A 24573-nucleotide genomic window follows, 5' to 3' on the forward strand; every position below is an offset into this window, starting at 1 on the left:
CTGCCGCCACTTCCACATCCCACTCCAGAGCGGAAGCGACGCTATTCTGGAGTCCATGCGAAGGCCATATACGGCGGAGGATTTTCTTGTTTGCGTGGAGGAGCTGCACAGGCATTTCCCTGAGGCGTCTATCGGGACCGATGTGATTGTAGGGTACCCGGGCGAGACGGAGGAGGACTTTGCGCGCACGGTAAGCATCCTGACAAGGGCGCCAGTCACGTATCTCCACGTGTTTCGCTACTCGCGCCGACCGGAGACTTTGGCCGCTCACTTACACGATAACGTCTCTCCGCAGGTGAAAGAGCAGAGGAGCACCGTGCTTCGGGCTCTGAGCAGTCAAAGGCGAATGGCGTTTGCAAGGCAATTCCTTGGACAGACCTTGCCTGTCCTGTTTGAACGCCATGCAGACGGGTGGGCCATGGGTCTGAGCGACAACTATCTCAGGGTCCGCGTGCCTGCAGAAGGGGCTTGGTTGAAGAACACGGTGGCGCCGGTGAGGATCGAGGCCCTCGAAGATGATGGTACCCTAACCGGCCATGCCGATGTACTTTCCAGCAATCAGGAGAGAACGCCTGAGCTGAAGTTGGCAATGGCGACCACCCTATGAATCAATGGGGTAGGTCGAGACCGTCGTACAAGGAGGACAAGAACGCGCGACCATTGCTACTGTGATGGGCCCTATGCCTGAGCGAAGCCTGACATACTGCATCGAGACGTACGGCTGCCAGATGAACAAGTACGACTCTGAGATAGTCGGTGGCATCCTCCGCGCAGCCGGCTACCAGCAGATTGAGTACATTGAGCAAGCCGACGTCGTCCTGGTCAATACCTGCAGCGTGCGGGAGAGTGCAGAACAGCGGGTGTTGGGACGTCTCAGTGCCCTGCGTGCTCTTAAGACCGCAGGCAGGTGCCAGGTGCTTGGTGTGATCGGCTGTATGGCCGAGAGGATGCGGGCGCGGTTGTTGTCCCAGGCGCGGGGGGTGGATTTTGTCTTAGGGCCTGATGACTACCGCCGTCTTCCCGATCTGCTCGCACGCCTGCTCGCAGGGGCAGATGTCGAGGAAACCCAACCGGCGACATGTTCTGCTGAGACCTATGCGGATGTTCGTCCATTGCGCCAACCAGGCGTCCGTGCATGGGTGGCGATCATGCGCGGCTGTAACAATTTCTGCTCCTACTGTGTTGTCCCCTACGTCCGCGGGAGGGAACGAAGCCGCAGCCTGAGCTCGGTTTTGCATGAGGTGGAGCAACTTGTTGACGAGGGATTTGTGGAAGTCACCCTGCTTGGCCAAAATGTAAACTCGTATTGGGACGGTGCTCACGACTTTGCTGACCTGTTGGCCGCGGTTGCGCAGGTCCCCGGACTTTGTCGTGTGCGCTTCGCCACATCGCACCCCAAAGACCTCACGCCGAAACTGGCGCGCACCATTTGTGAGCATCGTGTGATTTGTCGACATGTTCATTTGCCGGTGCAGTCTGGGAGCAGCAGGATTCTTGCTGCAATGAATCGCGGCTACACTCGTGAGCACTATCTGCGCCTAGTTGAGGATTTGCGTGCGCTTATGCCTGACGTTGCCCTGACGACCGACGTTATCGTGGGGTTTCCAGGAGAAGATGAGGAAGACTTTGCCGCAACACGCTCCCTTCTGGAGGAAGTGAGGTTCGACGCCGCTTTCTTGTTCAAATATTCGCCCCGGGAGGGCACGGCGGCTGCGCGCCTGCCGGAGACAGTGAGCGAGGAGGTGAAGCAGGCCCGCCTGGAGCAACTCATCGCGGTGCAGAAGGGGATCACGTTGGAGAAGAATCGGGCGCGCGTAGGCTCGGTGCTGGAAGTGTTGGTGGAAGGCCCGAGCAAGAAGTCGCCACGGCAGTTCATGGGCCGCACCGAGGGAAACATGATTGTCGTACTGCGAGGACGGGGCGCGCGCCCGGGCCGACTGGCGCGCGTGCTTATCACCGGTGCGGAAGGACACACGTTGTTTGGGCACGTCGTGGAAGAACCGACTCTTGCCGGGGTCTCGCCGTAAAAAGCCATACGCCAGCGTGAGGAGGGTCTCGCATGTGGTTTGTTCGTTGGATTGCAGCGGTGCTGGTGGTACTGGTGCTCGTCGTATTGGCGACCCAGAACTCGACTCTGCAAGTGGTGGTGCGCTTCTACAAATGGCAGAGCGTCGAGTTACCCCTCTGGGTGGTAATGTATCTGTCCTATGGTGCTGGACTTCTCACCTGGCTTATCATCTCCCTCATTCGCGTCTTCGCCCTCCGCGCCGAGATACGTCGTCTCGATAAGCAGAACGCAAAACTTCAATCAGAACTTGGGCGGCTGCGCAACATCTCGGTCCACGAGGGAATGGCGGCCCCAAGCGAGATCTCTGAGCAACCCCTGGGAATAGCAGAAGAGCAACAGCTGTAGGCAATCGCCCGGAGACCCTCTGCCATGGATACAATTGTCATTATTGCCATTGTGATCACGGTCTTGTTCTTTATCGGCGTAGGGGTTTTCTTTCCATCCACGAGGCGCAGGGCGAAAAAGGGGGACCAGGTGTGGCGGGATTATGCCCACGCCCTTGAGCTCATCATCGGCGGAGAGTATGACCGGGCACTTGGAGCTCTTCGCACGATTGTCGAGCGCACCAGCGAGTTTGTAGACGCCTATATCAAGATTGGGGACCTCTTCCGCCTCACCGGGCGAGTCGAGCACGCAATAAGGGTGCACCAAGAGCAGGAAGCAAGGGAAGGGCTGACACCTGAGCAGGTGGAGCGCCTGCATCGGAGCCTGGTCCGCGACTTTTTTACCTCTGAGAAGCCCGAGCGCGGGTTGGCCTATGTAGAGGCACTTCTCCAGCGCGACAAGAATGACACCTGGGCTTTAGAGTGGAAGACGCGTTTATGCGAGCAGATGCGGGACTGGGATGGGGCTTTTGACGCATACCAGCGGCTTTTGAAGGCGAAAAACGCCGATGATGCCGCCACTTTGGCGTTCTATCGGGTGCAAAGCGGCAAGCGGCTCGTGGAAGAGGGCAAGGGCCGGGATGGCCGCCTCAAGTTCAGGGAGGCTATCAAGCTGGATCCGACAACTGTGGCGGCGTACCTTGAGCTTTCCTCTTCTTACAGGGCCGAAAGGCGCTACCGAGATGCCTTGGCAGTGTTGCGGCGTTTGATGGCGGCGGCGCCGCAGCACGCCTCGGTTGCCTTCGACCTGATTGAGGACGTCCTCTATGAAGCCGGCGGCTTTGGCGACATCGAGAATGTATATACTTCCCTCATTCAGCGGGCGCCTGAGGAAGCGGAGCCTTACCTGGGTCTTGCCTCGCTCAAAGCAAAAATGGGAGACCACATTGCCGCCGTCGACCTGTGCCGTCAGGCACTGAGCAAGGACCCCGATAACGTGGCCGCAAGAGTCCAGCTCGCCCGTTTCCTTCATGCGGCTGGCCGGCACCAGGAAGCAGCAGCGCAGGCTTTGCAGGTCTTGGAGCACCTACAACAGCAGCACGCACCCTATGTGTGCAGATATTGCGGGTGGTCTTCGCGCGTGCCCAGTCCTCGCTGCTTGCAGTGTCTCCGGCCGTTAGGCAGTGGATCCGCTGGCAGCAAGGCGAAGCAGGAAAGCTGACGTGCCGAAAAAAGCAGGAACAAGGCACCTTGCGAGAGCACTCCTCGGCTTGTGCGCCGTTGTGCTGGCCTCTCCGCTCTTTGCCCAGACGCCGGAAACCTTGCACTCTCTTCTTGAGGACCATCGTCTCGAAGAGATCAAGCGCCGTCTTCCCGACTTGGTCCGGCGGTTCCCTGATAATCCCACGGTGATTTTCTTGCAAGGGGTGGTGGAGAGCGACGGAGCGCGCGCAGTCACCTACTACAAGCGGGTTGTTGAGGAGTTTCCGAGCAGCGCTTTCGCCGACGAGGCCCTACTCAGGCTCATTCAGTACGAGCTGGCACAGGGACTCTACCATAGTGCGGCCCAGCGCTGTCTCCGACTGACGAGACAGTACTCGAACTCGCCACTTTGCGATGACGCCCACTATTTGCGCATCCAATGTCTGTTTGCGCGGGGAGATCGCGATTCTGCTGCCTATTCCGCCGAGTGGTTCTTGCGCAGATACCCTGATTCACCGTTTGCCCAGCTTGTGGCCTCCGAGTTGGCCTCCGTCTCCGTCCCGCGAGCTCCCACTGGCAAGCCCGGGTCAGGAGGGCGCGCCTTTTATGGGGTGCAAGTGGGTGCCTTTAAAGAAAGAGGGAACGCCGAGAAGCTGGTGAGGGCACTTGCACGTGAAGGGTACGCCTGCGAGGTGGTAACCAAAGAGCGGGGCAGGGACCTCTTTTACTTGGTCTGGGTAGGTCGGTTCGAGGGCGAAGAGGCGGCCATGCGTCTGGGCAAAGAACTTCAGGAGCGCTATGGGCTGCCCTTTCGCATTGTGCAGCGATAGGCGGAGGAACCTATGACGCGCTCTTTTCGGGCAGAATTGAGCAGGCGGATCCTGCTTTTCGACGGCGCCACAGGGACCACGCTCCAGGCCATGGGATTGCCGGTGGGAGTCATGCCTGAAATGTGGCTCTTCGAGAACCCTGCGGCGGTGGTGAAGACGCACCGCGGCTACGTAGAGGCGGGTGCGGACGTGGTCATCAGCAATAGCCTGGGGGCGAACCGCTTCCGCCTGCGCGATACGCCCTTCGCAGGGCGCGCCTATGAGGTGAGCCGTCGGGCTGCAGAGTTGGCTCGCGAAGCAGCTGGTGAGAGAGCCTTCGTCGCTGGCTCGGTCGGGTCCACGGGGGTGCTCCTCGCCCTAGGCGAGGTGCCGGAGAACGACATCTTAGATGCCTATGAAGAACAGATTAGAGGTCTGGTGGACGGAGGCGCCGACCTGATTGCGGTAGAGACTATGACCGATGTCGAGGAGGCGTGCCTGGCCGTGAGGGCGGCAAAGGCCGTGTGTTCGCTCCCCGTGGTGGCCACTATGACGTTCGAACCTGGCAAGCGTGGCTACCGCACGGTGATGGGCACAGACATCGCCACCGCTGCCCTTCGCCTGCAGGAGGCGGGGGCCGACGCCACGGGCAGCAATTGTGGCACCGGCATCGATGACATGGTAGCGATTATTCGGGAGATGCGCGCGCATACCACCCTGCCGCTCTTGGCTGAACCCAATGCTGGTCTGCCGCAAGTGCGCGAGGGGAAAGTCGTGTACGGAGAATCGCCGGAGTACATGGCGGCGCGCGTGCCCGACCTCCTGCGCGCAGGCGCGCGGCTGATAGGCGGGTGCTGCGGCACTACCGCCGACCACATCAAGCTGTTTCGTAAGGCCATTGATGCGTGGCAGGAAGGTGCCACCCCATGACCCCCTATGCGCTGGCGACAGTTCGCACAAACCCAGGAGACCGTGCACATGCGTAAAAGCCTGCTCTGGGGACCGGTACTTGTCTGTCTGGGAGCCTCTTTTGCCCGTTCGCAGGCATTGAATTGTGAGAAAGTGGCCAACTACTCTATCGATGTTTCCCTCCATGAACAGCAGCGCATGCTGGAGGGAAAGGAAATCCTCACCTGGACGAACACCTCCTCCAGAAATATCGATACCCTCTACTTTCACCTGTACTGGAATGCGTTCAAGAACAATCGGTCTTTGTTTTCCGTGGAGTCGTGGCAAGGCCTGAACTGGAGCGAACGCTCCACGAGCCCTCGCTCGCCTGAAGAGTGGGGTTGGATAGACGTCACGGACATCTCTGCAGAGGACGCGTTTGGCCGTGAGGACTTGAAGGGCTTTCTCAGCTACGGGGCACCTGGTCAGCCGGGAGGGGAGGATGAAACTGTGCTTCGAGTCAGAGTGCCCCGGCCTGTTCCTCCCGGGCACACCATCGCCATAGCTATCGCCTTCAGGGCAAGAATCCCTACCAAACAACCACGAACGGGCTATAGGGGCGATTTCTACTTCTTGGGGCAGTGGTTCCCGAAGATTGGCGTGTTGTGGGACGGCGTGTGGAACTGCCATCCGTTCCACACCAACACGGAGTTTTTCGCCGACTATGGCGACTATGACGTACGGATTACAGTTCCTTCGCGATTTCTCGTAGGTGCCACCGGCTCGCTAAGGGATTCAGTGGCTAATGCCGATGGGACCACCACCTACCGCTTTGTGGAGGAGTGCGTGCACGATTTTGCATGGACCGCCAGCCCTCACTACCTGGTGAGGGTGCGGCGATTCGAACACCCAGAGCTGCCGCCGGTGACCATGCGCCTCCTGTTGCAGCCCGAGCACAGGAAGGATGAAGAAGCCTACTTCGGCGCCACCGCCAACACTCTGAAATACTATGGGCTGTGGTATGGCCCATACCCTTACGGGCACATCACCATCGTGGACCCGGCCTGGGACAGTCGCGCTGACGGCATGGAATACCCGACTCTTTTCTGCGGGGGCAGCGAGTGGTGGGTGCCTTCCGGGGTGCTGACCCCTGAGTGGCTGACGATCCACGAGTGCGGCCATCAATGGTGGTACGGGCTTGTGGGCAACAACGAGGTAGAACATCCCTGGCTGGACGAGGGGATAAACTCCTACGCGGATGGTCGCTGCGCAGATGCGGCCTACGGCGATGATTTGTATATGCGCCGCTACTTTGGCATCCCCATTGTGTTCAGGGAAGTGAAGCGGCCGATGCGTACCCGGTGGCGCGCTCCTATGCTCACAGCAAGACCAGACCGCATGGACCGCCGAGGGTGGGAGTTCGTAGATGGGCAGAGCTATAGTACCAATGCCTACCGCAAGCCAGCGCTGATGCTTGCTACTCTCGAGGGCTACCTGGGGGACGAGTTGTTTACGAAAATTCTGCGCACTTTCGCGCAGCGCTATCGCTTCAAACATCCTCGGCCTACGGACTTTATCCGCGTAGTGAATGAACTTGTACCTGAGAATATGGATTGGTTCTTTGACCAGATGCTCACCGGGTCAGGACGGCTTGATTATGCCGTCACCTTGGTTGCTTCCCGCGCCGTGCCCCCGGCCGAGGGCTATTTCGGTGCAGGAGAGGGCATCCGCTATCAGGCCGGCGGCGAAAAGCAGAAGCCTGGCTCGCAACTCTACGAGTCTGAGGTCCTGGTGCAAAGATTGGGAGAGGTGTGTTTCCCGGTAGAAGTGCTTGTTCGCTTTGAGGACGGCGAGACCCTGACGGAACAATGGGACGGCCGAGATCTTTGGAAGCGGTTTCGCTATCAGCGCTCGGCGCAAGTGCTCTCTGCAGAAGTGGACCCAAGCCACAAGGTACTGCTGGACGTGAACTTTACCAACAACAGCAGGTACCGCGAGCCCGAGACGGGGGCCGCCCTAAAGTGGACTGTTCGCTGGATGACGTGGTTGCAGCACCTGCTTGAAGTATTCGCCTTTTTCGTGTAGCGCGCCTATGGGTGCTCCAGCGGGTCGAGGACGAATGCTGCGGCATCTTTGATAGAGGGAGCCTTCATGAAGATTTGGCAGTCGTTGCGAACGGGACTACGGACTGTGTTCGGTACGCCAAAGGTGGCGGTAGGCATTTACCTGGTCAACTTGTCACTGGCGCTGCTCCTGGCGTTCCCACTTTACCAAGTGCTGCGCGGTTCTTTCGCCTACAGCACTGTGCGCGAAACTATGTTGCTCGGCTTTGACTACGACTGGTGGACAGAGTTCTCGGCCCACGCGGAGGGGCTGGCAAAGACGTTTCGCCCTGAGGTTATTGGCATCGGGCCGTTTTTCGAAAACGCGCAGGTCTTCCTTCAGGGAGCTTTCGGGCGGCATGGGGTTTTGGTTTTGCTGGTTGGGCTTTTGTACCTGGTGGCAAACTCATTCCTCGCCGGTGCGGCAATGGGGGCTTATGCGCAAGAGCGGCAAAAGCTTTCCACAGCCAGAGTTTTTGCCACAGGAGGTCAGTTCTTCGGCCGTTTTCTAAGTTTGGTCCTTATGGGCGTGGCAATCTACTTTGTGGTTTACAAGGGAGCGGGTAGCCTTGTGCAAAAGCTGGGGGCGAGCATAAGCGAGGGTCTCACTACAGAGCGCGCGGCGTTTTTTGTGGGGGCCTTGGGCGTGGCGCTCCTTTTGTTTATCCTGAGTTTCGTCAATATGATTTTCGACTACGCCAAGGCGGTGGTGGTGCACGAGAACCGCCAATCTTCCGCTGAGGCCTTGTGGGTTGCCACCAAATTCGGGCTGACCAATATCGGCAAGTGCCTCGGACTTTATTGGCTCATAGGGAGCGCAGGTGTGGCCATCCTGCTTTTCACGTTCTGGATAGTCTCGGCTGTCCCGCAGAATGTAGGGTGGGGCATAGTGCTTTCAGCTCTACTGGCTCAAGTGCTTGTGATCCTCAAGATCATGATCAGGTTGGTGTTCTACGCGAGCCAGCTCGTCGCCTATCGCACGGCAAAAGCAGAAGTGAGGCGCCTGCCTAAGGCGTAGGGAGGCATGGCAGTCAGTGGAGGGGAGGTGCGCCACGTATGAAGGTGGAGAGCTACCGCTTTGGCCGAATTGTCATAGATGGCACCGCCTATGAGAGGGACGTGCTTGTCCGCCCAGGGGTCCTTGACCCTAACTGGTGGCGCAAGGAGGGTCACAAGCTTCAGCCGGCCGACATAGAGGAGGTACTGCGCGAGGATAGGCCGGAGGTGCTTGTCGTCGGGACGGGGAAGTACGGGTTGATGAAAGTGGCTCCGGAGACGAAGAAGCTGCTTGAGGAGCTCGGTATCGAGCTTGTTGCCGAGCACACGGAGGGCGCAGTAGAAACATTCAACTCCCTTGAGGGCAAGAAACGGGTGGTGGGCGCGTTCCACCTTACCTGCTGAGCTCTGCAGCTCACTACGAAGCCGAACGACCTGACAAGAATGCCGAGGTGATCGTCTCCAAGACGAAAAGATGGCATATGGTCAGGCGGTCCTTCATGTGGAACGGGAGGCTGAGGGGTCAAGGATTTCACTTGGTGCGGAGCTTCTGAACTACCCCGGGTGAGTGGAGCCGGGCGCAAGCGGTCTCTTAAAGGGGAGAGCTTGTGAAGTACTGCTCATGTGCTTCGTATCTGAAGGTTAAGAGGCGATAAGTGAGGTATCGTTTTTGTCCAGAATGCGGTCACCCCTTGTATCCTGCGGTATTGCAAGAGCGCGAGCGGCTTGTGTGCAAAGCGTGTGGTTTCATCTACTACCAGAACCCGGTGCCCGCAGTGGGGGTGCTCGTGGTAAGCGACGGACAAGTACTCTTGGTGAAGCGCAAGTACGCACCACGCCAAGGGAAATGGAGTTTGCCGGCCGGTTTTATGGAAATAGATGAGACGCCTGCCGAGACAGCAGTCCGAGAGGCACGCGAAGAGACGGGCCTGGAGGTGCGTGTGGGGCCACTCGTGGGGGTATACCCCGGCGACGATGATCCCCGGGTAAGGGTGGTACTCATCGTCTATCGTGCGGAAATCGTCGGGGGCTCCCTTATGGCGGGCGATGACGCTGAGGAAGCACGCTTTTTCCCTGTGCACGGCCCTTTTCCGGATATGGCGTTTTCCAGTCACTGTCGAGTGCTGCATGAGCTGCAGGAAGGGGGCATTTTTGCCACTGAGACGAGCGAATCACCTGAGCGAGGTCGGTCTCCCAGGTAAGCAAGGGGCGCCACGGCGGGGCGGAAAACAGTCTGGGCCTGCACCTAGGTACGAGCTGTGTCCAGCACCGATAACGGTGGAGCAAGCTCGGGTGTTGCAGAGAGAACTTGCAGCGCTTGCTCGTTTTCCGCGGCCGCGCAAAGGACCAATCGCGACCGTGGCCGCTGGCGATGTCTCGTATGCCAAGGGCGACAGACGCGCCTGGGCCGCAGTAGTGGTTTGCTCACTCCCGGACCTGCAGGTGGTAGAGGCCGCGCTGGCGAGCGGGGAGGTAGATTTCCCGTACGTGCCCGGCTTGCTCTCGTTTCGCGAGGGGCCACTCTTGTTACGGGCCTTTGCCAAACTGTCCTTCCTGCCGGATGTGGCCCTTTTTGATGGACAAGGTGCAGCACATCCTCGCGGGTTGGGGCTTGCTTCCCACATCGGATTGTGCCTGGGCCTGCCCAGCGTAGGGTGCGCGAAGAGTCGGCTAGTCGGAGAGCACGAGGAGATCGGCCAGGAGCGGGGTGCCTTTAGCCCGCTCCTGCTCGATGGACGGACTATAGGTGCGGCCGTGCGCACCCGGTCCGGATGCAACCCGGTCTACGTCTCAGCTGGATACCGCATGACGCTCTCGGAGGCCATCGCCATCGTGCTCAAGACTGTCACCTGTCACCGCCTGCCGGAGCCGCTCAGACAGGCGCACGTGATGGCAAATCAAAGGCGCAGCATGGAGGGGTAGAGGTGGCACGGACCGCCTTGGTGTACGATCCTCTTTTTCTCGCCCACCGAGTGAGTGCTTACCACCCGGAGCAGCCGGCGCGCCTGGAGGTTATCATCTCCGGGCTCGAAGAATGCGGGCTGCTGCAGAAGCTTATCCTCCTGAAACCCAGAAAGGCGGAAGATGAGGAGCTGGCTGCCGTGCATGCGGCAGAGTATGTCCAACGCCTACAGCGGGCTTGTGCCAACGGCGAGCAAACTATTGATTCCCCGGATACGGAGATTTGCAGCGATTCCTTCGCAGCCGCCAAGCTGGCTGCTGGAGCCGCACTGGTGGCTGCGGATGCAATAATGCAAGGGGCGGTGGACAATGCCTTTTGCGCAGTAAGGCCGCCTGGCCACCATGCTGTCCGGGCACGCGCCATGGGCTTCTGCCTGTTTAACAACGTGGCAGTGGCGGCCCGCTATCTGCAGCGCGCGCACGGAGTGAGACGGATTCTGATCGTGGACTGGGACGTCCACCACGGCAACGGCACCCAGGAGGCCTTCTACGGGGATGACTCGGTCCTTTACTTTTCCGTGCATCAATTTCCACACTATCCGGGGACGGGTGCGGCCCACGAAAAAGGCTCTGGGGTAGGTAAGGGATACACGATCAATGTGCCGCTGCCTCCGGGCTCTGACGACGCTGCCTACGAGAGGGCATTTAAAGATGTTTTGCGCCCTGCAGGGGAAAGGCTATCTCCTGAGTTTGTTCTTATCTCAGCAGGCTTCGATCCCCATCGCTCGGATCCGCTGGGTGACATGTGCGTGACGGAAGCGGGGTTCAAGACGATGCTTAAAGTGGTACTTGAAATTGCACAGAGATCCTGCGGGGGCAGGCTTATTTCGGTGTTGGAAGGGGGATACAACTTGCAAGCGCTGCGGACATGCGTTTGTGACCACGTGGGAATGCTTTTGGCAGCCTGAGCCCGAGGTGAGGCCCAGGTCTCCGATGGTTGGCTCGGGAAAAGTTTGTGGCACACTATCAGGGCCCAACAATCTCTCAGGGAAGAGAGGTGTATGGATGTGAGATCGCAGTTAGTTCTGATGCTGGTGACTGCGCTATTGGTGTGCGGAGAAGCCTGCGTGAAGGGTCGAAAGACTGACAAAGGTGGAACTCCAGCGGACGTGGCAGATGCAGACTTTGCGGAACTGCGCCTGCGCATGGTGGAAAGCCAGATCGCGGCACGCGGGGTGAGGGATCAGCGCGTACTCCAGGCAATGCGCACGGTGCCGCGACACCTGTTCGTCCCGGAAAGCTTGCAAGGAGCCGCGTACGACGACTCGCCCCTGCCCATCGGGCACGGCCAGACGATTTCCCAACCGTATATCGTGGCCGTAATGACTGAATGCTTGCGCCTGAAAGGCGGCGAGCGCGTGCTGGAGGTCGGAACCGGCTCCGGATACCAGGCGGCAGTGCTGGCCACACTCGTGGACAGTGTGTTCAGCGTCGAGATTGTGGGGCCGCTGGCAAACGAGGCTAGGGAGAGGCTCAGGCGCCTGGGGTACAAAAATGTAGTGGTTCGCCAGGGTGATGGCTATCGGGGCTGGCCGGAGAAAGCGCCCTTCGATGCCATCATCGTCACGGCTGCTCCCGATCATGTGCCCCAGCCCCTGATTGACCAGCTCAAGGTGGGCGGCAGGATGGTTATCCCCGTGGGATCGATCTACCAGGAGCTAATTGTTCTGACAAAGCAGGGGGAGAAGAAGGTGCACGAAGAATCGGTATTGCCGGTGAGATTTGTGCCTATGACCGGTGAGGCAGAACGGCGTCCGCACAACAGAGACTGAGACTAGGGCCAAGGGCTCTCTCACAAATGAAAAGGTTACTGACGGAAAAGGACGTTCGCAGCGCGGCAAAAGAGGGTCGCCATCACCTCCGTTTGGAGAGGGATACGGTGGTGACGCCAGGGGCTGTGGACGCGGCGCGGCAATTGGGCGTGGTGATTGTACAGTCGGAAGTCGAGTACGTGCACTTAGCGGGCCTTTCCAGGCGGGAAGGCAAAAGGGGACCTGTTATTGCAGTTGGTAGCGACCACGCTGGTTTTGGCCTCAAAAAACGTGTGAAAGAATTCCTTGAGGCCGAAGGGTATGACGTGCTCGACGTCGGAGTTTTCTCCGAACAGAGCGCAGACTACCCAGACGTAGCCCTGCTGGTAGCCCAACATGTGTCGCGGCGGCGAGCGTGGCGAGGGATAGTGGTGGATGGAGCGGGTATCGGTTCCGCCATTGTGGCGAACAAGCTGCCAGGGGTTCGGGCCGCCCCTTGTCACAGCGTTGAAACGGCCAGGAGCAGCCGTGAGCACAACAATGCGAACGTGTTGGCCTTGGGGGCCCGCATCACGAGCGAAGCAGACGCTCTGGAGATACTCCGCGTGTGGCTGGGAACAGAGTTCGCGGGCGGTAGGCATCTGCGCCGCGTAAAGAAAATTGATAGCATCGAGCGGCGCTACCTCCGCGCATAGCTGCAGGCGCCGAAGGTGATGTCCGCGCCCACAGTAAGGCGGTGGCTTTTTCTCGGATTCGATGACGGCTCGGATTTGCCCGGCGTAACTGGATCGGCCCCGCACAGTCCGTGCAAGACGGAAAGGGGCGGCCATGCGGAGCAGGTCGTGGCAGTGGGACCGCGCGGATACACGAGAAGACGCGGTGAAATCTGGCCGGCTGGCGAAATTCCCCTTGACTTTGTGCGCAAAAAGTGTATTTTTGTACAAGCTTTTCTTCACCGAAACGCTATCCAGCAGGTCCGGAAAGCTTGTGGAGGAACACGATGGCTAAGCTGAGCATCGACGATCTTGATCTTAAGGGTAAGAGGGTGTTGATGCGGGTGGATTTCAATGTGCCGCTCACGCCAGACCTCAAGGTTGCCGACGACACGCGCATTCGCGCGGCGGTGCCGAGCATCAAGAAGGTGGTGGACAGCGGGGGAATGGCCATTCTGATGTCACACCTGGGGAGGCCCAAAGGTCAAGTTAAAGAGGAAATGCGTTTGCGACCGGCGGCGGTCAGGCTTAGCGAAATCCTGGGCCGGGAGGTAAAAATGGCCCCCGACTGTGTGGGCCCGGAAGTGGAGGCGATGGTGGCGGCCATGAAACCCGGTGATGTGCTTCTCCTGGAAAACCTCCGTTTTCACAAGGCGGAGACCGATAACGACCCCGAATTCGCCAAGCAACTGGCAAAGCTGGGCGACGTCTACGTCAACGACGCCTTTGGCAGTGCTCACCGTGCGCATGCCTCCACTGAGGGCGTAACCAAGTATTTTGACCGCTGCGCCGCTGGGTACTTGATGCAGAGGGAGTTGCTCTACTTGAGCAAGGCGCTCGAGTCGCCGGCCAAACCGTTTGTGGCGGTAATGGGTGGCGCCAAGATCTCCGACAAAATTGAGCTCATCGAGAACTTTGTCGGAAAAGTGGACTCTCTGCTCATCGGCGGAGGGATGGCTTATACTTTCTTGAAAGCCAAAGGAGTGCCCGTCGGCTCTTCGCTGGTGGAAGAAGACAAGCTGACCCTTGCCGCTCAACTCTTGGAGACTGCCAAGAAGCGAGGCGTGGAGCTCCTCCTTCCGGTTGACCACATAGTCGCCAAGGGGCCAGAGGCGGAAGGCACCGTGCAGGTGGTAGACGGTGAGGCCATCCCCGAGGGGATGATGGGCCTCGATATCGGACCGAAGACCACCAAGCTTTTCGAGAGCAAGATACTGAAAGCGCGAACAGTGGTATGGAACGGTCCCTTGGGGATGTTTGAAAAGCCGGCCTTTGCCAAAGGCACAATGGAGATTGCGCGAGCGCTGGCAGAAGCAACCGCCAAGGGGGCGGTGACCATCGTCGGCGGCGGCGACAGCGCCGCTGCTGTGGCGAAGGCAAACCTGTCCGACAAAGTGTCGCATGTCTCCACGGGAGGCGGAGCTTCCTTGGAGTTCCTTTCCGGTCTCAAGCTCCCTGGGGTGGAGGCGCTGACTGAGGCGTAATTGGCGCACAAGAAGAGTCGGGGGCTGATTTCGTTCCCAATAGTGGGAACCCCCTTGAGCAGCAATCCCATAATTGGGAATCGCGCGGCAAGAGATCTCCTCCGGGGCCGCGAAGCATAGCACTAAGCTTTGGGAAATCAGAGGGGAAGGGGGCGTGTTTCGGAGCGCGGGAGCTCCTCGCTGTGGCACGCGTTTTGGAGAAAGAGGCTGCCTGATTCTGTTCTGGAGCGCAAAGCAAGGGAAGGAGTGCCTCAGTGAGCAAAGTCCTCACGACATGTCCGTCTTGTGGCTGCGGTTGTGGTGTCTTCTTGGTGGTGGAAAATGAGCGTGTTGTAGGTGTGGCACCACAACGCAAACACCCCGTGAGTAGGGGCACCCTGTGTGTCAAGGGTTGGAACGGACACCAGATCATCCACCACCCTGAACGGCTGCGTAAACCTCTGGTCAAGAAAAACGGCACGTTCCACGAGGTTTCGTGGGAGAGCGCACTCGGGGAGGTGGCCAAGGGCCTAAGACGCCACGAACCCTCCCACATCGGCGTAGTTGGTTCGACCAAATTCACCAACGAGGACGCCTATCTGCTCATGAAGCTGGCGCGCGGCGTGTTGGGGACCGACAATCTTGATACCAGCGCGCGTTTCTACCAGGCCCCCACGCTCCACGCTATGAGCGCCCAGCTGGGGGTGGCGGCTGCTACGGCCTCGCTCACAGACATAGAGCAGGCCGATGTGCTTTTGGTGGTGGGCTCTAATGCCAAGGAGCAGACCGCAAAGGCCGGTTCCTACCTTATCTGGGCCACACACCATGGCAAGAAGCTGGTGGTGGTGGACCCCAGGGAAACTGAGCTGAGCCACTTCGCCACACTTCATCTAAAACCAAAACCTGGAACGGATGTTGTCTGGCTTAATGCCCTTTGCAGCTGGCTCATCCGCGGCACGCGCCAGGTTGCGGAAGCCCGGGGCGTAAACTCCTTGGCCAAGGCGCTCGAGTCGTACACATTGGCCAATGCTGCCCAGCTCTGCGGCATCAGTCAGGAAGAGCTGGAGCGCCTGGGCGTCATGGTGAGCGAGGCGCAAAGGCTGCTGATCCTGTACGGCGAGGGGCTCACCCAACATGCCTCGGGAACCGAGGCCATCAAGGCGGTTGTCAATCTGGCCGCTCTCACCGGCAGCCTGGGCAAGTCCGGCGCAGGGATCATTCCGCTCCATCTTACCAATAACACCCAAGGCGTCTTTGACGTGGGGCTGGCGCCAGCTTTTCTCCCCGGTTTTGCCCGCGTTGGCGACGACCAAGCCCGGTCCACGCTGAGCGAAGTTATGGGTTGCCCTTTGCCTGAAAAGGCTGGCTTGACGCTCGGTGAGATGCTCCACGGGGCCGGTGAGCAGATCAAGGCGATGTATGTGGTGGGCGAAAATCTGGTGTGGAGCGCGCCCAATTGTGCTGCCGCCAAGGCGGCGCTGGAACGGCTCGACTTCTTAGTGGTGCAGGACCTTTTCCTGACCGAGACAGCGCAGTTAGCCCATGTGGTACTTCCGGCCTGCAGCTTTGCGGAGAAGGACGGCACTTTCACTAGTGCCGAGCGACGCGTCCAACGGGTGCGAGCCGCCATACCACCTGTCGGCGAGGCGAAACCCGACTGGCAGATATTCGTCGCGCTGGCAAGAAAGTTAGGTGCCTCCCTCAGTTACCGCTCGGCCGAGCAGGTGTTCAAGGAGTTCGTTTCTGTAAACCCCTGGTACAAAGGGATCACTTACGGTGCCCTCGATGTCCCCGGCGGCGTGCAGTGGCCTGTTGGTCAGTCTTTGCCGTCGGTGCGCGATGCTAAGCTGCTGGCTCCTCAATTCCTGCCCCCGAGCGAACAGCCAACCGCCGACTATCCTTTTACGTTAGTCATTGGCAGGGGGAGGGTCCACCGCGCCTCCGGGACCTCAGTCTCTCGCTCCTTCACCTTGGCCAAAGAGTATCCGGAAGGGATTCTGGAGGTCAATACCGACGACGCCAAGGAGTTGGGCCTGCGCTCCGGGTGGCGCGCACGCGTCACTACTCCCCGCGGCAGCATCGAGCGCACCGTTGTGGTGACTCGCGGTATTCCTCCAAAAGTGGTCTTTGCCTCCATCCACCACAAGGATGGGCTCACCAATCTGTTGGCCAACGATAGCCTGGAACGAGATTCAAGGATACCCGAGATGAAAGTCTGCGCGGCAAGAGTGGAGGTAGCATGAAGGTCGGCCAGAAATACGTACTTGACAAGCAGGCTTTCCTGGCCGTTTTGGACTCGCTGCGTAGGGGGGCCAAGCTCATTGGGCCGACAGCCGGGCCGGACGGCGATGTGATCTTCCGCGAAGTGGAATCGACGAGCGAGTTCACGCACGACTATGTGAACGAGTTCGACCCCATCAAGCGCTTCTTCATTCCGCACCGGCAGGACCTATTTCGGTTCCAGCTCGACAAAATGCCAAAGTTCGAGCCCTTGGTGGACACCTCACCGCAGATACTCTTTGGCATTCGTTCGTGCGACGTAAAAGGGATTCTGCACTGGGACAAGTTCTTCACCGGTGTCTACGCGGACAACTACTACCTGGCGAAGAGGGCAAACACAACCATCATTAGCGTCGCTTGTAACCGACCACTGGACACATGCTTCTGCATTTGCTGCGATGGCGGACCGTGGCTGGAATCGGGATTCGACTTGCAGCTCAGCGATTTTGGCGATCGCTACCTTATTGACGTGGGAAGCGCCAAAGGCGTGGCTCTCTTGGCAAAAGTCAAGAAAGGCTTGGTGGCGGCCACGCGCCAGGACCTTGAGCACCGCAAGGAGTTGATGGCCACGTGCGACAGTCAGATGGTGCCCACCGCCTACGTTGCCAAGGCGATCATCCAGATCACCAACAGGCGCGTCCGAGAGGAACTGTGGGATGAGATGGGCTATGAGTGCTTCAGCTGCGGAGGGTGCACGCATGTGTGCCCAGTCTGCACCTGCTATGATGTGGCCGACTACATGGAAACCCCTACCAGTGGTGTTCGGTTTCGCTGCTGGGACTCGTGCCAGTACTCGGGCTTTACGCGTGAGGCGTCGGGCCATAACCCAAGAGAGAAGGCCAAAGAGCGGATAAAGCGGCGCTTCTACCACAAGCTCAGCTATGCCTACGTGAAGCTGGATGGCCACCACGGGTGCGTGGGCTGCGGGCGTTGCATCACGGTTTGCGAAGCGATAGGCATGCTCGACCTGCCCGCGGTTGTTAAGCGACTCCGACGGGAGGGGCAACCCGCGCCCGAAGAGCAGGGAGCATAGGCGCAGTACAACACTACACCAAGGCGAGGTAGCGACCGAATGGACAACCTCTATCTCCCACAACTGGCGGTGATCGACCAGATCGTGGACGAGACTCCTGATACCAAGACGTTCACTCTTCACTTTCTGGATCAGAAGCACAACAAGGCCTTCGCCTTCAAGCCGGGCCAGTTTGTAGAGGTTTCCGTCTTTGGCAAAGGGGAGGCCCCTTTTGGCTTGTGCTCGAATCCCCTGCGAAAGGGAAACTTTCGCATCACGGTGCGGGCCACCGGCACGGTGACAAATGCCATGCACCAGGCCAAGGTTGGTGATGTCTTCGGGGTGCGAGGGCCTTTTGGGAACGGGTTTCCGTTCGAAGAGGTAATGGGCTACGATATTCTCATCGTCGCCGGGGGCATCGGACTGCCGCCTCTTCGTTCGTTGATTGAGCCCATTTTTGACAAGAGGAAAAAGTTCGGCAACTTCATCATTCTCTATGGCGCCCGCACTCCTTCGGATCGGGTCTACAAAGATGCTCTGGCGGAATGGGCCGCGCGCGATGACGTGCAGCTGTTGCAGACGGTGGACCGCGGAGACGAAAGTTGGACCGGCAACGTAGGCGTGGTCACTACGCTTTTCGAGAAGATCAAGGTCGACCCGCAGCGCACATTCGCCTTTACCTGCGGTCCGCCCATCATGATCCGCTTCGTGATTCAGGACCTGTTAGCAATGGGCTTTGCCGACGATCACATCATCTCCACCCTGGAGCGCTACATGAAGTGCGGCGTAGGCAAGTGTGGCCATTGCGCAATCGGGCACAAGTACATCTGCGTCGACGGCCCTGTGTTCAGCTGGCAACAAATCAAGGTCTTGCCCGAGCGATGAGGACGGAGTGATGGCAAGAGACTGGAAAATTTTCCGTACACTGATCATGGTCCTGCTTACGGCACTGTGGGGCGCGTGTCTTTTGGCCGCCCCTGTGCCTAACGGACAGGTGCAAGTCGCCAGCGACGTGGTGCACACGAGCGAGGTCGGAGCAAACAGTGGTACGCCGACGCAGGACATCGAGCAGTGGGGGAGGCCGGTGTATGCGCCGTTCGTGGCGGCCTTCTACTTGGGCGTGCAGATTGTTGCGACTGTGGGCACGGTGGTATTCATCTTTGTAGTGCTCCTGCGACAAGAGGAGGAATGAAGAGGGCAGAACTGGCCCGTGCCTTAGCGGCACTCCTCGACGGGCGGGTCGTCCTCTTGGGGGTGGGAAGCGAGTGGAGAAGGGATGACCAAGCGGGGGCGGTCCTAGCCAGAAAGCTGGAGCGGACACACAGTTTTTACCCAATCGACTGTGGCGATGTGCCCGAGGCCTTCACCGGGCCAGTTAAGGAGTTTCGACCGGACATTATTCTGATTGCAGATGCAGTGGACTTTGGCCAGAAGGCGGGTGAGATAGCAATCGTCGATGCAGAGGCAGTGCAAAGCAGGAGGGTGGACACGCATCACCCTTCCTTGCGCGCTATGGTCGACTACCTCCGGGCCGAGACGGGTGCCAAAGTGGCGATTCTCGGCATACAACCCGGCGACGTTAGCATGGGGGAGGGAATGACCCCCGCAGTGCAGGAAAGTGTCGGCCTCCTGCACGCACTGATAACTGAGCTGCTCGGTACGACATCAGACGAGGGCGCGACTCCATGAATACGCTCGTTGTTCTTTTGTTGCTCTTTCCTGCGGCAGGTGCCATCCTTTCGGGACTCTTGCGGAAGAAGGCAAGTGACTTGGCGGCCCTGGTTGCGGTGGGGCTGATGCTCATCGTCGCGGCGGCCATCATCGGTGGCGTCTTCCCCGGGACTGAGCGCTCGGTGACCATCCGCGTGCCATGGCTTGTCAAGTTCCGGGCTGAAGGTGAAGAGCGCCCGATGGCGGTCGAAGCCGGTCCGGCCGGCACGGTCCCGCGCCTTGGCCATGAGCCTGTGCCCCTGTTCGGCTACCTGCTGGATCCCTTGGGCATGCTCATGCTGACGGTAGTCTCTGTGCTGGGCTTTTTGGTCATCGTCTATGCCCTGGACTACATCGGAAAAGGCAACAAAGAGCACCCCTCGCGTGAGGGGAAGGAACGCCATCACTTTTGGATGTTGCTCTTTGTGACTTCCATGATTGGCGTGGCGATCTCCCCCAACCTTCTGCAGTTGTACATTTTCTGGGAACTAACCACCCTCACCTCCTATGCATTAATCTCCCACTATCGCAACGATGAGTCTCTGCGCGCCGGTTTCAAAGCATTGCTCATGACTTACTCCGGCGGGGTCTTTTTTGCCATTGCCATAGTCACGATTTTCGTCAAGACCGGCACCTTTGACTTCAACGCGCTGGACCAGCTTTCCCCCGGGTTGCGAAGCTTGCTGTTTGTCGCTTTTCTCATAGCGGCCTGGGCCAAGTCGGCGCAAGTCCCCTTCTACACGTGGTTGCCTGACGCTATGGCCGCCCCTACGACTGTGAGCATGTACCTGCATGCCGCAGCCATGGTTAAGGCGGGCGTGTTCCTCATCGCCCGTATCAGTACCGCCACGCAGCAACTGTCCATGGGCTCTGGGCTCCTTCTCGGCATTATGGCAGTGGTGACGATGCTGGTGGGTGTGTACTTGTTCTTTTTCCAGGACGATCTGAAAAGACTGTTGGCCTTTTCCACAATCACCCACCTGTCGTACATTTTGCTGGGGCTTTCCTTCGGCATCATGGGCTCGCGCGCTGGAATGCTCGGTGGAATCATGCACATTATGAACCACGGAGTTGGCAAGGGGCTCCTTTTCCTCTGCGTGGGCGCAATTTCGTACGTGGCCGGTACGCGGAGCATAAGGGAGTTGAGTGGCCTTGCCAAGAGGGCGCCGCTCATTGCTGTCGCGTTCCTGGTGGGGATGTTTGCCATCCTTGGCGTGCCCCCCTTTTCTGGATTTTGGAGCAAGTTCTTCCTGATAATGGGCGCGGTGGACGTGGGGGGTGCAGCCGGGTACCTGTTACTGGTGCCGTTCGTACTGGAGATCATCATTGCATTCGCGTGGTTCTTGCGCGTAGGGCAGAAGGTCTTTTTTGGGACGCCAAGCCCGGCGGCAGAGGGCGCTAAGAATCCGCCAGCAGCGATGTCTTTCTCTCTGGTGGTGCTCATGGTGTTATGCGTGATTGCCCCATTTGTTGCCCTAGCGTTTGCTCATCAGATCGGGTTCTGAGCAGGGGCGGGACCAGTTAAGGGACGTTTGTACTGAAGGGAGTCCGCATAGATGAATCCCATCACGCTGTTTGAGTCGTCGGTGGTAATCCTTTTGGCGGGCGCAGGTGTGGCGCTGGTGTTGGGAGGGAGGCGCCAACTGGTCGGGCAGGTATCGTTTGTGTTCACGCTGCTGGCCTCTATATGTCTTGCTATGGCGGCAGTGCGGGTGCTTGCCACGGGGACGTCGGTCGTGGAAGCACCGCTCCTCAGCGTCCCTGCGCTGGGGGCGAACCTCCTGCTCCGTATCGACGCCCTGAGCGCCGTGTTCTTGCTCCTCATTGCGCTGCTTGGCACCATGTCGGCGCTTTACGCGGTGAGGTTCATGGCCTTGCCCGCCTTCAACACCCTAAGTCTGCGCGCGTTCTACCCGTTTTACTTGGTCTTCCTAGCGGCGATTTCCTGCATAGTTGCTAGCGCCGACTTGTTCTTCTTCTTCATCTTCTGGGAAGTAATGACGCTCACCTCCTACGTCCTGGTGATTTTCCACAAGGACCAGGCGGAGAGGACACGTGCAGGGTTCAAGTACTTTTTCATGACCCATGTAGCCACCGCGCTCATGTTTATCGGGGCGATCATCGTGTACCAGCAAAGCAGGTCCTTCGCCTTCTCGGACTTGGGAGATGCCATGCTTGGCATGCTGGGCAACGGACAGGCACGACTCCTACACATAGCGCTGGCGTTCTTTTTCATCGGTTTTGCCACCAAGGCTGGTATACTGCCGTTTGGGGATTGGTTGCCCGACGCCTATCCGGCGGCGCCAGCCCCTGCTGCGGCCACGTTTGGCGGTATCATGTCGAAGATAGGACTATACGGACTAGTGCGCGTCTTCTTTGTGCCTGGCCCGGTGCCGTCCATAGACGGGCCGTGGGGCGTGGTCATGGCGCTGTTCGGCACATTGTCCATTTTCCTTGGCTCCATGACCGCCTTGGCGCAGGATGACACCAAAAAGCTCCTTTCGTTTTCGGTCGTAGGGCAGATGGGCTATTTGCTCTTGGGAATCGGCATTGGCCTCTACTTTTTGCCCACTGCTCCGACGCTGGCAATCATCGCCCTGGTGGCGGCGGTGTTCCATCTGGTGAGCAACGTGCTCTTCAAGTCCTGCCTGTTCTACAATGCGGGTAGTATCTATTACCGTGCTGGTACGCGTGACCTGAACAAGGTGGGCGGTTTGTCTCGCCTGATGCCGGTGAGTGCCACCACAGCTGTGCTTGCTGGTCTTTCCATGGCAGGCATGCCGTTGTTGGTCGGTTTTTCCAGCAAGTGGCTTTTCTTTCAAGCCTCCTTGCAAGCCGGCGTAAAGATGCCCCTTTTTATGCTTCTTGCGCTTATCGCCCTGTTCATTTCCGTGGTGACCCTGGCCTATGCGGCGAAATTCTTTGGGATGGCTTTCTTTGGCAAGTTCAACCCCGGGCAGGCGAAGGCTGGCGAGGCTGAGGTTCCGCTCAGCATGGTCATTCCGCAGGTGGTCATGGCAGGGATGTCAGTAGTGATCGGCATCTTGCCATGGATCGCGGTGGGACCTGTGCAGAAGGGAGTGCTTGACCTTGTCGGAGAGGGTGTGGCTGCATGCGGCACCCCGTTGACCGTCGGAGGGGTTACCAGCCCCTTGCTCCTGGACTTGGGCACGGGCCCCATCGCGGCATGGAGTCCGCTTGTCATTCTTGTTGCCGGGGCAATATGTTTCCTGCTTTCCTGGAGCCTGTTCCGTGCCGGTGCAGCGCCGGTGCGAGAGGACGCCACGTGGTATTGCGGTGAGGTGCATAGCGACGAGGAGGTGCGGTACAAGGCGCAAGGTCTGTATCTCTCATTCAAGCAGTTCTTCAAGATACGCATTGGGGCCTATGAACAGCCCGGCGTCTATCCCCAGGTTCGCTATCCTCGGGTGCAACTGAGCGAGCAGAACCTTCTGCGGCGGATCCTGAATGTAGACAATTGGTTCTTCTACCCTTTGACTCAGGGATTTATGAGCCTCATGCGCTACTTTAGTGGCACGCACGTGGGCATTCCTCATGTGTATCTTCTGTGGCTGGTAATCGGGGTATTACTGGCCATATTCATTCTCTTTGCGCTGGCAGGGGGTGGGGTATGAAAGGGCAGAGTGTGGTAGAGTTGATACTTGTACGCGGAGGTGCCCATCTGACATGACCGCACACGAGCTTATTCAGCAGATGACCAGCCGCTTTGGTCCATGCATCAAGTCGGCTAGCAACCCGGTGCCCGACATGGTGATCTTTACTGTAGGTCGGGAGAATACCGTTGAGGTGGCGCGTCACCTATTTCACGATCTCAACGGTCGTTTTGTGATCACCGCTGGGACCGACTTCCGCGACGCCGATGGCGGGTACCTGGTGGATCACGTCTTTTCCCTCGCTGCCGACCATCTTTTTGTGACGGTGCGCACCCCCTTGCCGGAGAAGGACCTGTGGATTGACTCGATCACCGGTGGGGCAGACATCCCGGCGGCCAACTGGGCCGAGCGGGAGGTGCAGGATCTGCTCGGCGTAAAGCTTCGCAACCATCCCGATCCCCGACGCCTGGTGCTGGCCGATGATTGGCCCGAGGGACTTCACCCGTTGCGGCGCGACGTTGCCTGGAATGAAAACCCTCCTCCAGTGCAGGCCGCGCCCCAGCTTAAGCAGCCACCCGAGGGCGCGACAGTGGTCCCCATCGGCCCGTTTTTCCCGGTGTTGGAGGAGCCTTCTTACTGGCGAATCTTCGTCGAGGGCGAGCGGGTGGTAGGAGGCGACTACCGCGGGTTCTACAACCATCGCGGGGTGGAGAAGATTGCCGACAGCCAGCTCAACTACAACCAGGTACCGTTTCTCGCCGAACGCATTTGCGGCATATGAGGAACGGTGCACAGTACGGGTTACTGTCAAGCAGTCGAAAAAGCAGGGGGAATTGAGGTTCCGCGTCGGGCCCGGTATATCCGGACGATCATTCTCGAGTTGGAGCGTGTGCAGAGCCACCTCTTGTGGTTAGGCATTGCAGGCCACATCCTCGGCTTCGACACCGTGTTGATGCAGGCGTGGCGGATCCGTGAACCGGTGATGTGGATGTGTGAAAAGATCACCGGGAACCGCAAACTCTACGGGATCAACGTTGTCGGCGGGGTGAGGCGTGACATCCCAAAGGCCATACACCCCGAGCTCTTGGACGTACTCGGCCGCATTGAAAAGGAGACAAAGGCGGTGCTTGATGCGGTCGTCACGGACACCACCCTGCTGGCCCGCCTGGCCAACGTGGGAATCCTGCGCCACAAAGACGCCATCGCATTTTCGGCCCTGGGGCCGACCGCCCGGGGCTCGGGAGTGGCCATCGACATTCGCGTTGATCATCCTTACGCCGCCTACACCGAGGTGGAAACCAACGTCATGGTGGAGACAGGCGAGGATAACTGGGCGCGCACCGTAGTGCGCCTCAAGGAGACGCTCGATTCAATCCGCATCATCCGAGACTGCCTGCAGATGATGCCGGAGGGTCCGATCCAGGCCAAGATTACCGAGCCCATTCCCCCCGGCCTGGTCGGGCAGTCTTCTGTGGAAGCGCCACGGGGCGAAACGCACCACTACGTGATTACTGGCGAGGATAATCGGCCGTATCGGTGGAAGGCGCGGGCACCCACGTTCCAGAACCTGCAAAGCGTGCCGGTGATGGTGTTGGGCGAAACAATTGCCGACGTCCCCATCACCTTGGGAAGTATCGACCCGTGCTTCTCCTGCACAGAACGCATGGAGACGGTGGATA

General features: G+C 59.0%; 24 protein-coding genes. All 24 read left to right on the top strand.

The features are described 5' to 3' along the window. Positions 1-607: radical SAM protein (locus tag ONB25_07620; GenBank protein MDZ7392743.1), on the top strand; the 607-nt coding region annotated here is incomplete at its 5' end. A gap of 73 nt (positions 608-680) precedes the next feature. Next, the gene (miaB, locus tag ONB25_07625; protein ID MDZ7392744.1) at positions 681-2027 is read left to right on the top strand and encodes a tRNA (N6-isopentenyl adenosine(37)-C2)-methylthiotransferase MiaB; all 1347 of its coding nucleotides are present in this window, start codon (positions 681-683) and stop codon (positions 2025-2027) included. Between the two features lie 32 nt (positions 2028-2059). Continuing rightward, positions 2060-2413, top strand: coding sequence for a LapA family protein (locus ONB25_07630; GenBank protein ID MDZ7392745.1), 354 nt, complete (start codon positions 2060-2062; stop codon positions 2411-2413). A 24-nt stretch (positions 2414-2437) separates the two neighbouring features. Further along, entirely contained in the window at positions 2438-3613 is a 1176-nt protein-coding gene (locus ONB25_07635) for a tetratricopeptide repeat protein (protein ID MDZ7392746.1), read from the top strand. A gap of 1 nt (position 3614) precedes the next feature. Then, entirely contained in the window at positions 3615-4424 is an 810-nt protein-coding gene (locus tag ONB25_07640) for an SPOR domain-containing protein (protein ID MDZ7392747.1), read from the top strand. Between the two features lie 12 nt (positions 4425-4436). Beyond that, positions 4437-5333, top strand: a complete 897-nt coding sequence (locus tag ONB25_07645) for a homocysteine S-methyltransferase family protein (GenBank protein MDZ7392748.1) — start codon at positions 4437-4439, stop codon at positions 5331-5333. Positions 5334-5381: 48 nt separating this feature from the next. Further along, positions 5382-7376 carry a M1 family metallopeptidase gene (locus tag ONB25_07650; protein MDZ7392749.1) on the top strand — a complete coding sequence of 665 codons (1995 nt, stop codon included), beginning with the start codon at positions 5382-5384 and terminating at the stop codon, positions 7374-7376. 66 nt (positions 7377-7442) lie between these two features. Beyond that, on the top strand, positions 7443-8411 hold the full coding sequence (locus ONB25_07655; protein ID MDZ7392750.1) for a hypothetical protein: 969 nt from the start codon (positions 7443-7445) through the stop codon (positions 8409-8411). 38 nt (positions 8412-8449) lie between these two features. After that, positions 8450-8794, top strand: coding sequence for an Mth938-like domain-containing protein (locus ONB25_07660; GenBank protein ID MDZ7392751.1), 345 nt, complete (start codon positions 8450-8452; stop codon positions 8792-8794). A 251-nt stretch (positions 8795-9045) separates the two neighbouring features. Beyond that, on the top strand, positions 9046-9591 hold the full coding sequence (locus tag ONB25_07665; GenBank protein MDZ7392752.1) for an NUDIX hydrolase: 546 nt from the start codon (positions 9046-9048) through the stop codon (positions 9589-9591). Positions 9592-9682: 91 nt separating this feature from the next. Continuing rightward, positions 9683-10312 (top strand): endonuclease V, encoded by a 630-nt coding sequence (locus ONB25_07670; protein ID MDZ7392753.1) that lies wholly within the window; start codon positions 9683-9685, stop codon positions 10310-10312. 2 nt (positions 10313-10314) lie between these two features. Further along, positions 10315-11259, top strand: a complete 945-nt coding sequence (locus ONB25_07675) for a histone deacetylase (GenBank protein MDZ7392754.1) — start codon at positions 10315-10317, stop codon at positions 11257-11259. Positions 11260-11352: 93 nt separating this feature from the next. Further along, positions 11353-12123: a protein-L-isoaspartate(D-aspartate) O-methyltransferase gene (locus ONB25_07680; GenBank protein ID MDZ7392755.1), complete on the top strand. Its 771-nt coding sequence runs from the start codon at positions 11353-11355 to the stop codon at positions 12121-12123. A 227-nt stretch (positions 12124-12350) separates the two neighbouring features. Next, positions 12351-12797 (top strand): ribose 5-phosphate isomerase B, encoded by a 447-nt coding sequence (gene rpiB, locus ONB25_07685; GenBank protein ID MDZ7392756.1) that lies wholly within the window; start codon positions 12351-12353, stop codon positions 12795-12797. A 305-nt stretch (positions 12798-13102) separates the two neighbouring features. Beyond that, positions 13103-14299: a phosphoglycerate kinase gene (locus ONB25_07690; GenBank protein ID MDZ7392757.1), complete on the top strand. Its 1197-nt coding sequence runs from the start codon at positions 13103-13105 to the stop codon at positions 14297-14299. A gap of 254 nt (positions 14300-14553) precedes the next feature. Continuing rightward, complete coding sequence (locus tag ONB25_07695; GenBank protein MDZ7392758.1) at positions 14554-16521, top strand: molybdopterin-dependent oxidoreductase; 1968 nt, start codon at positions 14554-14556, stop codon at positions 16519-16521. Next, entirely contained in the window at positions 16518-17591 is a 1074-nt protein-coding gene (locus tag ONB25_07700; GenBank protein MDZ7392759.1) for a 4Fe-4S dicluster domain-containing protein, read from the top strand. The genes ONB25_07695 and ONB25_07700 overlap by 4 nt, the downstream gene beginning before the upstream one ends. A 39-nt stretch (positions 17592-17630) precedes the next feature. Further along, a complete protein-coding gene (locus tag ONB25_07705) occupies positions 17631-18455 on the top strand; it encodes an FAD/NAD(P)-binding protein (protein MDZ7392760.1) in 825 nt (274 codons plus the stop codon). Between the two features lie 10 nt (positions 18456-18465). Beyond that, complete coding sequence (locus ONB25_07710; GenBank protein MDZ7392761.1) at positions 18466-18762, top strand: hypothetical protein; 297 nt, start codon at positions 18466-18468, stop codon at positions 18760-18762. Then, a complete protein-coding gene (locus ONB25_07715) occupies positions 18759-19259 on the top strand; it encodes a hydrogenase 3 maturation endopeptidase HyCI (protein MDZ7392762.1) in 501 nt (166 codons plus the stop codon). Before ONB25_07710 ends, ONB25_07715 begins: the two co-directional genes overlap by 4 nt. Beyond that, on the top strand, positions 19256-20785 hold the full coding sequence (locus ONB25_07720) for a hydrogenase 4 subunit D (protein MDZ7392763.1): 1530 nt from the start codon (positions 19256-19258) through the stop codon (positions 20783-20785). The genes ONB25_07715 and ONB25_07720 overlap by 4 nt, the downstream gene beginning before the upstream one ends. Before the next feature lie 51 nt (positions 20786-20836). Then, positions 20837-22915, top strand: coding sequence for a proton-conducting transporter membrane subunit (locus ONB25_07725; GenBank protein MDZ7392764.1), 2079 nt, complete (start codon positions 20837-20839; stop codon positions 22913-22915). 52 nt (positions 22916-22967) lie between these two features. Beyond that, positions 22968-23675, top strand: a complete 708-nt coding sequence (locus ONB25_07730; protein ID MDZ7392765.1) for an NADH-quinone oxidoreductase subunit C — start codon at positions 22968-22970, stop codon at positions 23673-23675. Positions 23676-23681: 6 nt separating this feature from the next. Beyond that, on the top strand, positions 23682-24573 hold an 892-nt coding region (locus ONB25_07735), incomplete at its 3' end, for a Fe-S-binding domain-containing protein (protein ID MDZ7392766.1).

It is taken from the genome of candidate division KSB1 bacterium (assembly GCA_034506335.1).
In the GTDB taxonomy this organism is placed as follows: Bacteria; Zhuqueibacterota; Zhuqueibacteria; order JANLFK01; family Oleimicrobiaceae; genus Oleimicrobium.

Bases quoted from the DNA above. Each gene is read 5' to 3' on its own strand.
- ONB25_07680 (MDZ7392755.1), top strand. From the start codon at position 11,353: ATGGATGTGAGATCGCAGTTAGTTCTGATGCTGGTGACTGCGCTATTG.
- ONB25_07630 (MDZ7392745.1), top strand. From the start codon at position 2,060: ATGTGGTTTGTTCGTTGGATTGCAGCGGTGCTGGTGGTACTGGTGCTC.
- ONB25_07730 (MDZ7392765.1), top strand. From the start codon at position 22,968: ATGACCGCACACGAGCTTATTCAGCAGATGACCAGCCGCTTTGGTCCA.
- ONB25_07645 (MDZ7392748.1), top strand. From the start codon at position 4,437: ATGACGCGCTCTTTTCGGGCAGAATTGAGCAGGCGGATCCTGCTTTTC.
- ONB25_07725 (MDZ7392764.1), top strand. From the start codon at position 20,837: ATGAATCCCATCACGCTGTTTGAGTCGTCGGTGGTAATCCTTTTGGCG.
- ONB25_07690 (MDZ7392757.1), top strand. From the start codon at position 13,103: ATGGCTAAGCTGAGCATCGACGATCTTGATCTTAAGGGTAAGAGGGTG.
- ONB25_07720 (MDZ7392763.1), top strand. From the start codon at position 19,256: ATGAATACGCTCGTTGTTCTTTTGTTGCTCTTTCCTGCGGCAGGTGCC.
- ONB25_07660 (MDZ7392751.1), top strand. From the start codon at position 8,450: ATGAAGGTGGAGAGCTACCGCTTTGGCCGAATTGTCATAGATGGCACC.
- ONB25_07705 (MDZ7392760.1), top strand. From the start codon at position 17,631: ATGGACAACCTCTATCTCCCACAACTGGCGGTGATCGACCAGATCGTG.
- miaB (MDZ7392744.1), top strand. From the start codon at position 681: ATGCCTGAGCGAAGCCTGACATACTGCATCGAGACGTACGGCTGCCAG.
- ONB25_07710 (MDZ7392761.1), top strand. From the start codon at position 18,466: ATGGCAAGAGACTGGAAAATTTTCCGTACACTGATCATGGTCCTGCTT.
- ONB25_07700 (MDZ7392759.1), top strand. From the start codon at position 16,518: ATGAAGGTCGGCCAGAAATACGTACTTGACAAGCAGGCTTTCCTGGCC.
- ONB25_07715 (MDZ7392762.1), top strand. From the start codon at position 18,759: ATGAAGAGGGCAGAACTGGCCCGTGCCTTAGCGGCACTCCTCGACGGG.
- ONB25_07650 (MDZ7392749.1), top strand. From the start codon at position 5,382: ATGCGTAAAAGCCTGCTCTGGGGACCGGTACTTGTCTGTCTGGGAGCC.
- ONB25_07655 (MDZ7392750.1), top strand. From the start codon at position 7,443: ATGAAGATTTGGCAGTCGTTGCGAACGGGACTACGGACTGTGTTCGGT.
- ONB25_07635 (MDZ7392746.1), top strand. From the start codon at position 2,438: ATGGATACAATTGTCATTATTGCCATTGTGATCACGGTCTTGTTCTTT.